General features: G+C 40.1%; 16 protein-coding genes. 13 read left to right on the top strand and 3 right to left on the bottom strand.

Features of this window, described 5'->3' with window-relative positions; all coding sequences use genetic code 11:
- Nucleotides 1-70: 70 nt before the first annotated feature.
- The 11 genes from CVT15_RS09600 to CVT15_RS09550 all read left to right on the top strand — a co-directional run bounded on the left by CVT15_RS09600 (nucleotide 71) and on the right by CVT15_RS09550 (nucleotide 7832).
- A complete protein-coding gene (locus CVT15_RS09600) occupies nucleotides 71-745 on the top strand; it encodes an anaerobic ribonucleoside-triphosphate reductase activating protein (RefSeq protein WP_107898108.1) in 675 nt (224 codons plus the stop codon).
- 74 nt (nucleotides 746-819) lie between these two features.
- Nucleotides 820-1965, top strand: a complete 1146-nt coding sequence (locus CVT15_RS09595; protein WP_103577167.1) for an iron-containing alcohol dehydrogenase — start codon at nucleotides 820-822, stop codon at nucleotides 1963-1965.
- 29 nt (nucleotides 1966-1994) lie between these two features.
- Nucleotides 1995-2636 (top strand): NAD(P)H-binding protein, encoded by a 642-nt coding sequence (locus CVT15_RS09590; RefSeq protein WP_103577168.1) that lies wholly within the window; start codon nucleotides 1995-1997, stop codon nucleotides 2634-2636.
- A complete protein-coding gene (locus CVT15_RS09585; protein WP_103577169.1) occupies nucleotides 2633-3403 on the top strand; it encodes an SDR family NAD(P)-dependent oxidoreductase in 771 nt (256 codons plus the stop codon). Before CVT15_RS09590 ends, CVT15_RS09585 begins: the two co-directional genes overlap by 4 nt.
- A gap of 71 nt (nucleotides 3404-3474) precedes the next feature.
- Nucleotides 3475-4911, top strand: a complete 1437-nt coding sequence (locus CVT15_RS09580) for a subtype B tannase (RefSeq protein ID WP_103577170.1) — start codon at nucleotides 3475-3477, stop codon at nucleotides 4909-4911.
- Nucleotides 4912-4927: 16 nt separating this feature from the next.
- A complete protein-coding gene (locus CVT15_RS09575; protein WP_107898107.1) occupies nucleotides 4928-5608 on the top strand; it encodes a putative quinol monooxygenase in 681 nt (226 codons plus the stop codon).
- Nucleotides 5609-5649: 41 nt separating this feature from the next.
- Complete coding sequence (locus tag CVT15_RS10200; protein WP_258033312.1) at nucleotides 5650-5775, top strand: hypothetical protein; 126 nt, start codon at nucleotides 5650-5652, stop codon at nucleotides 5773-5775.
- A 139-nt stretch (nucleotides 5776-5914) separates the two neighbouring features.
- Entirely contained in the window at nucleotides 5915-6475 is a 561-nt protein-coding gene (locus tag CVT15_RS09565; RefSeq protein ID WP_103577172.1) for an NAD(P)H-dependent oxidoreductase, read from the top strand.
- A gap of 38 nt (nucleotides 6476-6513) precedes the next feature.
- A complete protein-coding gene (locus CVT15_RS09560) occupies nucleotides 6514-6696 on the top strand; it encodes a DUF2798 domain-containing protein (RefSeq protein ID WP_316343201.1) in 183 nt (60 codons plus the stop codon).
- Between the two features lie 93 nt (nucleotides 6697-6789).
- The gene (locus CVT15_RS09555; RefSeq protein WP_002940712.1) at nucleotides 6790-7434 is read left to right on the top strand and encodes a ferritin family protein; all 645 of its coding nucleotides are present in this window, start codon (nucleotides 6790-6792) and stop codon (nucleotides 7432-7434) included.
- A gap of 107 nt (nucleotides 7435-7541) precedes the next feature.
- Nucleotides 7542-7832, top strand: a complete 291-nt coding sequence (locus CVT15_RS09550; RefSeq protein ID WP_002940734.1) for a DUF5339 domain-containing protein — start codon at nucleotides 7542-7544, stop codon at nucleotides 7830-7832.
- A gap of 30 nt (nucleotides 7833-7862) precedes the next feature.
- Here the strand turns inward: CVT15_RS09550 and rmuC are convergent, their stop codons facing one another.
- Nucleotides 7863-9431: a DNA recombination protein RmuC gene (gene rmuC, locus CVT15_RS09545; RefSeq protein ID WP_103577174.1), complete on the bottom strand. Its 1569-nt coding sequence runs from the start codon at nucleotides 9429-9431 to the stop codon at nucleotides 7863-7865.
- Nucleotides 9432-9510: 79 nt separating this feature from the next.
- Complete coding sequence (ilvD, locus tag CVT15_RS09540; protein WP_103577175.1) at nucleotides 9511-11184, bottom strand: dihydroxy-acid dehydratase; 1674 nt, start codon at nucleotides 11182-11184, stop codon at nucleotides 9511-9513.
- A 243-nt stretch (nucleotides 11185-11427) separates the two neighbouring features.
- Between ilvD and CVT15_RS09535 the strand changes: the two genes are divergently transcribed.
- Together CVT15_RS09535 and CVT15_RS09530 are read left to right on the top strand one after the other, a co-directional pair.
- The gene (locus tag CVT15_RS09535) at nucleotides 11428-11631 is read left to right on the top strand and encodes a hypothetical protein (protein ID WP_141089757.1); all 204 of its coding nucleotides are present in this window, start codon (nucleotides 11428-11430) and stop codon (nucleotides 11629-11631) included.
- 75 nt (nucleotides 11632-11706) lie between these two features.
- Nucleotides 11707-12057, top strand: coding sequence for a hypothetical protein (locus tag CVT15_RS09530; protein ID WP_103577176.1), 351 nt, complete (start codon nucleotides 11707-11709; stop codon nucleotides 12055-12057).
- 35 nt (nucleotides 12058-12092) lie between these two features.
- Here the strand turns inward: CVT15_RS09530 and CVT15_RS09525 are convergent, their stop codons facing one another.
- Nucleotides 12093-13862: an aryl-sulfate sulfotransferase gene (locus CVT15_RS09525; RefSeq protein WP_103577177.1), complete on the bottom strand. Its 1770-nt coding sequence runs from the start codon at nucleotides 13860-13862 to the stop codon at nucleotides 12093-12095.
- Nucleotides 13863-13902: the final 40 nt, after the last annotated feature.

Here is a 13902-nt window from a genome sequence, read left to right as displayed (position 1 = left end):
AAAAATACAAAAACTCAAATAAAAAAGGCACAATCTTCTGTGCCTTTTAAATCTCAAAAGGTCCATAAATTTGCATAAAGTCTTTAGTATAACGCCATTTACTACGCTTGATTATCCAGACAAAGTGGCTGCGGTAGTTTGGTTTGCAGGCTGTAATATGCGATGCGTGTATTGCTACAATATAGAAGTTGTAAATTCAAATGGCAATATAGAAATGGCTGAGGTTTGTAACTTTTTAGATCGCCGCATAGGTAAGCTAAATGGCATCGTCTTTAGCGGTGGCGAATGCACGGCAAATCCTTTGTTTTTAAAACTTGCAAGAGAGGTTAAGTCAAGAAATTTTTGTCTAAAGGTCGATACAAATGGCTCTCATATTGAGATTTTAAAAGAGGCGATAGGCGAAGGGCTGATCGACTATATCGCACTTGATTTTAAAGCGCCAAAAGAGAAATTTACGGGCATAACTGGCTCAAATTTATATGAAAAATTTATTAGCACACTAAAATATCTGCTTGAGATAAATTTTGATTTTGAAGTAAGAACAACCGTGCATGCAGATTTTTTAGATGAAGCAGATATTTCTTTGATGTCTGAAATTCTTTATGGCCTTGGATATAGAGGCAATTATTATTTGCAAAAATTTCTTAGCACAGGTGAAAATTTTGGAAATTTAGTTGATGCTAAAAGTAGCTTTGATCCTAAAAAAATCATCTCAAAACTTCCTATCAAACTAAGAAATTTTTAAATTTCTACTCATTATTTTTAACAAAAATTTTTGCTTTGCAAAACTATAATCATTAAAACTAATAAGGAGAAACTATGCAAAATTTTAGCTTTTTAAACCCTACAAAAATAGAATTTGGCAAAGACAAAGAGCAAAATATCGGCAGATATATGAAAGAATTTGGCGTTAAAAAGACGCTTATCATCTATGGTAGCGATAGGATTATAAAAAATGGCCTTTTTGATGTCGCAGCAAAGAGTCTAAGTGCAAATGGTATCGAGTTTTGCAAGATAGGCGGTGTGAAGTCAAACCCAGTGCTAAGCAAGGTAAATGAGGCTATAAATTTAGCTAAAAAGCAAGGTGTCGATAGCGTGCTAGCAATAGGTGGTGGTTCAGTGCTTGACACGGCAAAGGCTGTGGCCGCTGGAGTTAAATATAACGGCGACGTTTGGGACTTTTTTACCGGCAAAGATCCAAGCGAAGCACTTATGATCTTTGACATCATAACGCTTGCAGCAACTGGCTCAGAGATGAACGGCGGCTCAGTCGTCACAAACGAAGCCACAAAAGAGAAATTTGCCATGCACGGCGCTTGTCTTTACCCAAAAGTTTCAGTGATAAATCCGCTTCTTCAAGCAAGCGTTAGCAAGGAGTACTTGGTCTATTCAGCCTCAGACATCATCGCTCACAGCATCGAGGGCTACTTTACGGCGAGCATTCAGCCTGAGATCATAAATTTATACATCGAAGCAAATATAAAAACCGTTATGAAAACGACTGAAATTTTGCTAAAAGAGCCAGAAAACTACGCCGCTAGAAGCGAGTTTGCCTGGGCTGCTACGATGGCGCTAAATGGCTTAACTTACGTTGGCACAGCTGGCTACTCTTATCCAAATCACATGATCGAGCACGCCATAGGTGCGGTGGTTGATTGCGCGCACGGGGCTGGGCTAAGTGTGGTGATGCCAGCTTGGATGAAGTGGTATAAGAGTAGAAATTTAGAGGCATTTAAGCGTTTTGGCAAAGAAATTTTTGGCGTGGATGACGCAGACGCAGGCATAGAGAGGCTAAAAGAGTGGTTTAGCAAGATCAGCACGCCAACAAGCCTTATTGAAATCGGCGTTGATGAGACAAATTTAGACGAGATAATGGCACTAGTTTATGACTATGCCAAGGGTAGGGGCTTGGAGCAAATTTATACAAAAGAGGCCATAAGTGAAATTTTTGCCTTAGCGAGATAGAATTTATCTAAATTTTATAAAGGAAAGATATGAAAAAGATCGCCCTTATAGCTGGAGCTAGCGGTGCTTTGGGAAGTGAGATTTTAAAAAATTTATGCGTGAGCGAGCATTATAGTAAGGTTATTGCCCTTGCTAGGCATGAGCTAGAATTTACTCACGAAAAGCTTGAAGTAAAAGTAATAAATTTTGACGAGCTAAAAGATGAGGTGCCATTTATCGCTGATGATGTCTTTTGCGCACTTGGCACGACGATGAAAGTGGCAAAGCACAAAGAGCAGTTTTACAAAGTCGATGTGACATATCCGATAAATTTCGCTAAATTTGGCTTAGAGTGCGGGGCAAAACGCTTTGTTTTACTTTCAGCCGCAGGTGCTAGCAGAAAGTCAGGCTCGTTTTACCTAAAGGCAAAAGGTCAAGCAGAAGCAAAGATAAAAGAGCTTGGCTATAGCTCATTTCATATCGCCAGACTGCCACTTATCGAGGCTGAGAGAAAGGAATTTAGACTTGGCGAGTATCTAGCGATAAAGGCGTTTAAATTTATCCCAAAAGGCTTTTTTGACGAGTATCGTCCGATGAGAGCAGCTGATATCGCTAAAGTGATCGTGCAAGTAGCGCAAGATGACCACAGCGAGGGTGTCAAAATTTATAGCCCTATGGAGTATGCTAAGTGAAAAGATACATCGCCATCACTGGAGCAAGCTCAGGCATAGGAGCGGCCGTGGCAAAAGCATTTGCAAGGCGCGGGGAGAATTTGATCCTTATTGCAAGACGTGGCGAGCTTTTAGAAGAGCTAAAAAGCGAGATAGCTAAATTTTCGGGTGTCGATGTGGTTATAGAGCTTTGTGATCTTTCAAAGCAAGAAAATGCCCTTTCTCTTTGGCGTAATTTAGAAAAATTTGAGCTAAAAGCGCTTATAAACAACGCTGGCTTTGGCGATTATAACAAGGTCGGCGAGCAAAATTTAGAAAAAATCACGCAGATGATAAATTTAAACATCATCTCACTTGTCACGCTCTCAACGCTCTTTACGAAAAAATATAAAGACAAAGATACGCAGCTTATAAACATCTCCTCAATAGGCGGCTACAAGATCGTGCCAAACGCCGTCACATACTGTGCTAGCAAATTTTTCGTAAGTGCCTTTAGCGAGGGACTTTACCACGAGCTAGCGCAGGATAAGCAGGCGAAAATGCAGGCAAAAGTGCTGGCCCCAGCTGCCACAAAGACAGAATTTGGCATGGTGGCAACTAGCAAAGAGAGCTACGACTACGACAAGGCGTTTAAAAAGTATCACACGAGCGAGCAGATGGCGGAGTTTTTGCTTCGTCTTTATGATAGCCACTGCTGCGTTGGCGCGGTCGATAGAGATAGCTTTGAGTTTAGCCTAAGCAAGCCAAAATTTGACTACGCGATCAAATACGAACCAAAAGATAACTAGGCGCTAAAGCCCTGGTAGCCTACGCCAAGGCTAGTAAAGCAAAAAAGTAGGACAAAATAAAAAGGCAGATCATGAAAGGCGTTAGAGTTGCTATTTTAGGGGTTTGTTTAGTAGGTGCTTGCTTTGGAAATGAACTTAAATTTGACGAGACCAAGTTTGAGCTAAAAAGCGTGCAAGTTGGCGATAGGATACTTAAATTTAGAGCTTATGAGGGCATAGTCTATGTGGCAAAGCCAGTTAGTGACTATCAGGTGCTAAATTTTTATGTGCCAGAGGGTAAATTTAGCGACCAAAAGGCAGCTATTTTTATGCCAAATGCTATTGGTGGCTATATGAGCGCAATGCCTCAAAAGCCAGAAATTAAAAACGAAAAGCCAAATGCCACCCTTGAGGCGCTTCTTAGAGGCTACATCGTGGCGAGCGTTGGCGCTAGAGGCAGGACGCTAAAAGATGGCGAGAAATTTATCGGCAAAGCGCCAGCTGCGATAGTCGATCTAAAAGCGGCTGTTAGATATCTTAAATTTAACGACAAATTTATGCCAGGCGACACAAATAAGATCATATCAAACGGCACGAGCACAGGCGGCGCGATGTCAGCACTTCTGGGCGTTAGCGCAGGGGCAAAAGAGTATGAGCCATATCTTAAAGAGCTAGGAGCTGCAAAGGCGGATGATCAAATTTACGCCGCTTCAGCCTACTGCCCTGTGACAAATTTAGAGCGTGAGGACGAGGCTTACGAGTGGATGTTTGGGGATTTGGATAAATTTGAAAGGATAGACTTTTCAAACTTTGACGCAGCTAGTTTTAACGACAGGGGCAAAAAGCCAAAGACGATATCAGGCGAGCTAAACGCCACGCAAAAAGAGCTCTCACGTGAGCTAAAAGCCAAATTTCCAGCCTATCTAAACTCGCTAAATTTAAAAGACGCCAAAGGCCACGCGCTAAGCCTTGATGAAAATGGCGATGGTAGCTTCAAAGAGTATATAAACTCACTGCTACAAAGGGCATTTACCGCTACAAAAAGCAGCGATAAAAGCACGCTCACGCCTAAATTTATCACCCTTGACACGCAGGGCTGCGAGCTTGGATATGTGGTCAAATTTGATGACTTCATTGCCTCACTAAAACGTGCCAAAGCAGTAGTCGCCTTTGACGGCCTTGCTCTTGAAAATGCTGAAAACGACCTTTTTGGTGATAGTAAAACGCCTGCAAAGCACTTTACTAAATTTGCAAAAGAGCGTAGCGTGGGCGAGATGGCTGATGAGAAGATCATAAAAATGATGAATGCGATGAACTACACCGCAAACAAAAACGCAGCGAAATTCTACCGCATAAGGCAGGGCACAAACGACACAGACCTAGCCCTTGCTGTGCCTGCTATGCTCGCACTCTCGCTTAAAAATGCTGGCAAAGAGGTTGATTTTGAAGCAGCCTGGGGGCAAGGGCATGGCGGTGACTACGACCTTGATGAGCTTTTTGCTTGGATTAAAAGAGTGGTAGAAAGATAAATTTATAGGAGTTTTGATGATAAAAAAGCTATTTTTATTAGTATTTTTGGCAACTTTTGCCTTTAGCGCAGAGGCGAAAGTGGGCTTTTATGAGCTACTAGCGACACCAAATAATAAGACTTTGCTAAAAGAGCTTGGCAGGGAAAATATCCTTAGCTCAAAGAGTGAGCCAGGCACGCAGGCGATATTTTTCATGAGCGCAAAGAGTAAGCCGGAGCTATTTTACATGCTTGAGTTTTACGAGGATGAGGCGGCTTATAAAAAGTATATAAACTCGGCGCATTTTAAGAAATTTACAAGTACGAGCGCTGAGATTTTGGCTAGCAAAAAGGCTATCAGCCTGAAAAAGCGGGCGGCATTTTCAAAAAATTTAACGCCAGAGAGGCTAAAAGATGCCTACTTTCACATTACAAATTTAAGCCTTTTGGCAAAAAGCGATGCGAAATTTGAAAAGCTAGTGAAAAAATATATGCAAAAAAGCGTAGATGATGGCTCATTTGTCCAGTTTACATTTAGCCTAAAGGACGCACCTAACAAGTGGGTGATGGTTGAAATTTACAAAGATGAGGCTAGCTTTGAGAGCTACCGCCATAGCGAAAACTACAAAGCTTATGCTAAAGAGCGAGCTGGGCTAATAGATGAATTTGACGGCTTTGGTCTAAGAAATGAGATCTCGTTTAGTAAGGTAAAATTTTAGGGGATTTTATGAATAAAATTTCACTTTTTACGCACTAGTACTTGTGTAGCACGGCTTTTATCATTGATAAGACAGGATACGAGAGCTTAAAAGATGTGAAAATTTTAAACAACGAGATGATAGATACGGTGTGGAATGAAGGGGCGAAGCGCCAAAGAGTATGCTAGCTAAGAGCAAGAGCTATGCTGACAAGGAATTTCTAGTGTGTGCGTATCCAAAGGTGGCTACATACGTGGGCGGTGACGCGAGCAAGGCTAGTAGCTTTGTTTGCAAATAAATTTAAAGAAGTCAATTTAAGGAGAGAAAATGAGTGAAATTTTAGTTGTATCAGGTCATACCGACCTTGAAAATTCCTTTGCAAATAAGATAATCTTGGGCGAGCTAAAAAAGCACTTACCAGAGGCTAAATTTGACATACTAAGCGAGCTTTATAAAAACTACGTGATCGATGTAAAAGCCGAGCAAGAAAAGCTGGTAAAGGCTGATGTGATCGTGCTTGTTTATCCATTTTTCTGGTACGGCGTGCCATCGCTTTTACAAAAGTGGTTTGAAGATGTGCTGGTTCATGGCTTCTCTCATGGCAGCAAGGGAGATAAGCTACGGGGCAAAAAGCTGGTGCTTTCATTTACTTCTGGCGCGCCTGAGGAGCTTTATAAAAAAGAAGCGCTTCAGCGCTATGAGATAGAGGAATTTTTGCTGCCACTTAAGGCTCTAGCAAATACTTGTGGGATGGAGTTTGCAGGATATGTTTATAGCGGAGGGCTATCGTATCAGAGTAGGCACGATGAGGCAAAGCTTGCTTTGATGAGGCAAAAGGCGCTTGATCACGCAAAAAGAGTAGAGGAGATGATAAGCAAAATTTCATGATACCGGCGAAATTTTATAAATATGTTTTTGCGTTTATAATGTCAGCATTTATGGCGTTTTTTATGTCATTTGTGCTGACATATTTAAATCTTGGCTTTGTTGATGGCTTTGTAAAAATTTGGCTAACTGCTTATGTAAAAGCCTTTGTAGTGGCGTATCCTGTGCTTTTGCTAGTATCTCCATTTGTAACAAAACTCACACAAATTTTATGTAAAAAATAAAATAATAATATACGTTATCAATAAAAATTATTATTTACTTATTTTAATTATTTGGTTATAATCCACTCAAAATTTATCAAAATAGGAGTCAAAATGAGACAGTACGAAACATACAAATGCGAAAAATGCGGCAACGAGATCGAGGTGCAAAAGGTTGGCGGCGGTACACTAACCTGTTGCGGCGAAGAGATGAAGTGCGTGACTGAAAATTTAACAGCGGTAAATTTAATGAAGGCATTTGCTGGCGAGTCACAAGCTAGAAACAAGTATGAGCTTTACGGCGACCTAGCTAAAGAAGCAGGCTATCACGCGATAGCTAGACACTTTTACGAAGCAGCTGAAAACGAAAAATGGCACGCAAGGGCTGAATTTAAGAAATATCACGAGATGATGAACGATCCGATCGATAAGATGGATAAAAATTTACTTGATGCTGCAGCTGGCGAAAACTACGAGCATACGACGATGTATCCAGACTTTGCAAAGATCGCAAAAGAAGAAGAGCTAAGAGATGTTGAGAGGCTATTTAACGCGATCGGCAAGGTTGAAGTAGAGCATGAGAGGGAGTATCTAGAGCTTAAAAAGATGCTTGATGAAGAGGGCTTTTTTGAGAGCGACGAAGAGGATATCTGGGTTTGCGAGGTGTGCGGACACGTTCACAGAGGCAAAAAAGCTCCAGGCGCTTGCCCACTTTGCAAAGCTCCAAAAGAGTATTTCAAGCGCGAATTCTTAGGCTAAAAAGCCAAAATAGCCAAGGCGCTTGTCTTGGCTAAATTTAATAAATTTAAATCTATTTAAAATAAAAAAGTTATATAATCTCCTTAAATTTTCACAAGGAGAAAGAGATGAAAAAATCACTTTTAGTTTTAGCTACTCTTGGCTTTGCACTAAGCCTAAACGCTGCAGATCTTACAGATACTTGCAAGTCTTACTTCTCAGACATCGACAAAATGGTCGAAGCTTACAAACAAGCTGGTCAAGAGCAACAAGTAAAAATGTATGAGGATCAAAAGAAACAATCAATGGATCAACTAGCTTCTTTACCAAAAGAGCAACAAGACGCTACTTGCAAACAAGCTAAAGAGATGTTTGCTCAAGTAATGGATCAAATGAAAAAACAAGGTCTTTTAAAATAAATTTTTATGGCTAGTTTTTCTAGCCATATCCTAATCCTCTTTTTCTAATTCGTTATTTACGCCGATCTCTTTTACTTCTATATCTTTTTGATCGTCTGGAGACAAGCGTTTAAAATTTTCAAGCCTACTAACAAGACCATCTCTACCACTAAAACTTGATGCAAGGGCGTTAAAATGTTTATTTGCAGTATTTAGTGTATTGCTAAGCCTATTCATGTGCTCGGCCACATTGCGGACTTTATCATAAATTTTAATCGCACTCTTTACGATATTTTTGGCCTCTTCATTGCCACGCTCTATGCGCCATAAATTTGCCACTGTGCGAAGAATAGGCATAAGCGTAGTGTGAGATACTAGTATTACGCGCTTTTGAAATGCATAGTCAAAAAGTGAACTATCAAATTTCATAGCCTCGATATATGCTGGCTCAATTGGTATAAACATCAATACAAAATCAGGGCTATCAGGTACGATCTCACCGTAATTTTTACTATTTAAGCTATCTGTGTGATTTTTCATAGAAGCAATATGCTCTTTCAATGCTAAATTTAGCTCCTCTTCGTTGCTGGCTGTGATAGCCTTTTCGTAAGCTATAAGTGAGACTTTAGAATCAACTATTAGGTGTTTGCCATCTGGTATCTTTACTATAAAATCAGGAATAAGACGTTTGCCTTCTTCATTTTTGAAATTTTGTTGTGTCAAGTAATGCTCATCTTTCACAAGTCCAGAAGCCTCAAATGTGCGTTCAAGCTGTATTTCACCCCAGTTCCCAAGTGTTTTATTGCTACCTTTTAGTGCAGTGGCTAGTGAGTTTGCCTCTTTTGACATTGAGATACCAATTTCACTTATGTGCTTAATCTGCGTTCCTAGCGCGCTCATGCCTTTAACTGACTCGTCATGGACTGCATTTACGCGCTCTTGAAAGGTTGAAATTTGCTCCTTTAGTGGCTTTAATAAAAGATCTAAAGAATTTTGGCTATTTTGCGTGAAATTTGCACTTTTTTCTTCAAATATTTTATTTGCAAGATTAGAAAATTCCAAATTTAACTCATTTTTTACTTTTAATAAATTTGCTTCTTGCTCTTTTAGGCTATTTTCTTTTGCTTCTATTTCATTTCTAAGTACAGCCATATCACGTTTTAATCTATTTTCTCTCTCATTTGCTTCAGCTAAAGCATTTTTATTTTGATTTAGCTCGGCTAGAGTTGCAGTGAAATTTGCCTCGTTATTCTTGGCCCTTTCATTTGCTGTACCGATACTCTCTTTAAGCTCATTTATCACGCGCTCCATCGCATCTTCGGCTTCGTCTTTTTGTGCTATTTTGGTTTTTAGCGCATCGATCTCACTGATGAGCTCGTCTATTCGCTCGTGATTTGACATAAGTCTTGCTTTTTGCTCACTGATTAGCTGCATATTTTCACTATTTTTAGATACTAAATTTGTTAGATTTGATGAAATTTCAAAATTTTCTTGCTCTTTTTGCGCCAAATTTCTTTTTAGCTCGAGTTTGTCTCTATTAAATGAATAGATGACAAATATCGCAATCAAAAATAGTAGTCCTAAAAATATGGCAGCATAAAAATAGAAATCTTGTTGCATTTAGTATCCTTAAAAAATGAAGAAATTTTTATATTTTTACAAAAGCAAAGAGGCTACTCCTTGCTTTTGTAATAAATTTTTATGCTTCTAGCACTGCTCCGTTGCTTGCGTTTGTGACTAGTTTGCGGTATTGCCTTAGCCAGCGGGAGGTTAGCGCCTTATCAACTGGCTTAAATTCTGCTCTTCTCTTTGCGATCTCGGCTTCGCTTAGGCGAACGTTTATCTCGTATTTATCGACGTCTATATCGATGATGTCGCCATCTTGCAGCAAGCCTATCATGCCGCCTTCAGCCGCTTCTGGGCTTACGTGACCGATACTTAGACCCCTTGTCGCCCCGCTAAAGCGACCATCTGTGATGAGCGCCACGTCTGCGCCAAGGCCTCGTCCCATGATGAGTGAAGTAGGGCTTAGCATCTCTTGCATGCCAGGGCCTCCGCGTGGACCTTCGTAGCGGATGACGACGACATCGCCTTTATCTACTTTACCACTTGAAATGCCAGCTATTGCTTCATCTTGTGAGTTAAAGCAGACCGCTTTGCCGCTAAATTTACGCTCGCCAACTATGCCAGCTGTCTTGATGACACAGCCTTGCTCGGCTAAATTTCCAAATAAAATGGCAAGTCCGCCAACTTGTGAATAGGCGTTTTCTACTTTGTGAATGATACTTTCATCTTTGATGTCACTTACCTCTACGCGCTCTCCCAGAGTTTCTCCACTAACTGTGAGATTATCCAAATTTAGCATGCCATTATCTCTGCGTGAAATTTCTTTTATAACTGCATTCATACCACCAGCTCTGCCGATGTCCTCCATGTGCACATTTGGCAAGCTTGGGCTGATCTTAGCGATGTGAGCGATGTTTTGGCTGATTTTATTTAGCTCTTTAATATCTAAATTTACGCCAGCCTCTCTTGAGATGGCTAGCATGTGAAGAACGGTGTTGCTGCTACCACCCATTGCCATATCAACGACAAGCGCGTTGCGGATCGCCTTTTCATTTAGTATGTTTCTTATCTTAAATTTCTCATCAAGGGCGATCTCGCAGATCCTGCGAGCAGCCTGCCTGATGAGCTCCTCACGCTCCGGAGTTAGTGCAAGGATAGTGCCGTTGCCAGGTAGTGCTATGCCCATCGCTTCACAAAGTGTGTTCATAGAATTTGCTGTAAACATACCGCTGCAACTACCACCACTTGGACATGCGTTGCACTCAATATCTTTTAGCTCAGCCTCATCTATCTCTTTTGTCTCAAATTTACCAACCGCCTCAAACGCAGTCGCAAGATCAATTGGCTTGCCATCTTTTGTGTAGCCCTTTTTCATTGGGCCACCGCTTACAAATACGGTCGGTACATTTACTCTTAAAGCGCCCATAACCATGCCAGGGACGATCTTGTCGCAGTTTGGCATACAAACAAGTGCGTCAAGTGCATGAGCGTTCATCACGGTTTCTATCGAGTTTGCGATGATCTCGCGGCTAGGCAAGCTATATAGCATGCCGCCATGCCCCATCGCGATGCCATCATCCACGCCGATGCAGTTAAACTCAAATGGAATACAGCCATTTTTGCGAATTTCTTCTTTTAAAATTTGAGCGTATTTGTTTAAGAAAAAGTGGCCTGGAATGATCTCTATAAAGCTGTTTGCAACGCCGATAAATGGCTTGGCAAAGTCTTTGTCTTTTAGCCCAGTCGCACGTAAAAGTGAGCGGTGTGGGGCTCTTGTGTAGCCTTTTTTGATTATGTCGCTTCTCAAATTTGATCCTTTTTTAAAATTTGAGAGGATTTTATCACATATAAAGTATCAAAGATTTTAAAAAATTTTTGCAAATTTAAAAATTTTTTTATTACATAAATAACACATTAAATTTGTAAAATTTATCCAAAAAGGATGAGCTAAATAGCTACGAAATTTCGGTAATTTTAATCAAAGCAGTATGCAAAATAATAACGTAAAAATATTATCAATGTGTTATAAATATTGATTTATAGGGCTTTATTGTACCTTGGTACAATTTACAAGACTTATGAAAATTTATACAATGCGATAAAATTTTTTAACAAGGATGAGAAAATGATCGCAAAAAGAGAGGGCATAAAAGTGATGCCAATGCAAACTAAAATTTTAAATTCTGGCGCAAACTTTTATGAAAATAACTTCATAAATATAACTTTAATTTTTCCTTTTTACGCGAAGAAGTAAAACAACTTCTAATCTCCAAAACAAGAGCGATTTAGCTTTTATTTTAAATTTAATTTATAGTTAAGAGAGTTTTATATGCAAAGTGAAAAAACAGAAATTTTACTTGATGAAGTGAATGAAACAATAGATTCTATATTTAGAACCTGTAATAAAAATGGTGGAACAAAGAAAGCTTTGGAAAATAGAAAGCTAAATAAAGAAATTTTAAAAGATAAATTTGCATCGATCTTTTTAAAATTTGACCAGATAGACGATGATGATTTTAAAAGCACAGTTCTTGCAAGTGATGAAACAAAAGAGCTAAGCGATATGGTAAAAGCATTTGAAGCTGATAAAGATATAGACTTGCCAGAGCTAGAGCGAGCGATAAATTTTAACCTTACTAGAATCAAAGAAGCAATCTATAAATTTCAAAACAACAACTAAAAGCTGGTGAGAGAAAAATCTCACACCAGATACTGCTAATAACTAAATACCTCCGGATCAATAACCATCGCCCTATAAGCAACATCATCTCTTGAAGCAGAGTCCACGTCCATCTCAAATTTGATCTCATTTGTCTTTGGATCGATCTCAACTAAGACCATTTTGATAGTCTTATCAGGACGGAGCAAATTTACATTTGAGCTTGAGATGAAGTAGGTATTTTTATCCTTTTGCCACTCGACGTTGCTAGTGACTGCGCTATAAAAGTCAAAGCCACGCTCCTTACCAAACTGCCAAGTTTGCTCAACCGTGCCCTTTTTCTCATCTATCTTGTACTCAACCGCACGTGAATATTTATCCTCTTTAAAGGCTGGCTGCTCCATGCCTCTTGCATCGCCATTGTCAAAGACGCTTAGGTGTTTTACACTGCCTTTGTTATCATATCTTGGTGTTAGCCATGCAGTGTGCTGAGTCCATGACCAGTCAAATTCGCCCTCGCATTTTGAGTTTTCGCATTTTATCTTATTGCCTTTGCTGTCAACTGGAGTTAGTACTTTGGCTTTAAATTCTTCACTCCAGCCCTCAGGCGAAGCTAGTATCCATTTTACTTTTTTATCGCGGCCGATTTTAACGATACCTTGGTGGCGAAGTGAGAGGATAATGCTATCGTCGCTCTCATCGTATGAGATAGAATTTACGTGAGCCCAGTTTCTACCTGTGCCAGTAGAGGTGATGTCGCCAAATGGTAGATCATTACTTATCTTTATCTCCTTTGCGTCCATGTCGATGTTTAGGCAAACAGCTCTAGCATCAAGCGCTTTTATGAGGTTGCTGCGGTAGACGTTGTTACCAAAAATTTCATTTAGATCCCACTCTTCGACCACCTTACCGGTGCTATCGACCTCGATGATGTGGTCTCTTATAGTGTGAGAAATTTTGCCATCTTTGTGGTGGTAGTTGTATTTGCCAACCCTAAGAAGTGCGTGATCATCCTTTAATGGCATAACTTCATGGCTTAGATCGATGTAGCCTCTTGGAAGCGGGCGGTTATAAATTTCTTTTCCCATAAGGTCATATCTTAGATATCTTTGAGCCATACCAAAGCTGATATCGCCATTTTTTAGCTGATGAAAGCCCATCATCATGCCTCCATCCATCACTCTGCGCTCGCTGCGGTCGTAAAATTTTTGATAGTCAAGATACCATCTGACTTCGCCTTTGGTATCTACGATGTAGTTTTCGGTAAAGTCGTTCCAGCTAGCAGCTCCGCCATTTTTCCAATCAAGTGGTTTATAGACGCTTGTGATCGTGTTATTTATGAGATAGAGCCTGTTTTTAAAGGCAGGATCGACCTTTTTGACGCGAGTCTTTTGCATGTGAGAAAATCTAAAATCACGGCTATATGTGACGATAGGCTGGGCGTAAATTTTATATATTTCTACCTTTTTAGCTCCGTTAAATGTATAACTAAGCACGACCTCGTTTAGATAGTCAGGATAAAGTCCCCAAATAGGCACACCATCATGCGTAAGCAGGGCATGCTCTGAGACATTGTAGTCGATATCGATACCACCATCTGGCTTGCCTTTTACTTTGACGTGGATATCTTTGATATCTTTGCCAGCTCTATCGATGATCGCAGTTAGCGGAGATACGTCGTAAGGATTTATAAAGACTGATCCAAGTTCGCCTTGAACCTTTACGTGATGAGCCAGGACTCCAGCCTCTAGTGGCGTGATGCCTACACTAAGACCACTAACCAAAACAGCCGCAAGGGCAACAGAACCTAAGAAATTCTTGCTCATTTTCGCTCCTTTAATAAAATTTAATGATATCTTACTACCT

Source organism: Campylobacter concisus (assembly GCF_003048595.2).
In the GTDB taxonomy this organism is placed as follows: Bacteria; Campylobacterota; Campylobacteria; order Campylobacterales; family Campylobacteraceae; genus Campylobacter_A; species Campylobacter_A concisus_L.
The sequence above is the reverse complement of the archived record's forward strand: the minus strand, read 5'-3'. Positions and strand labels throughout refer to the sequence as shown.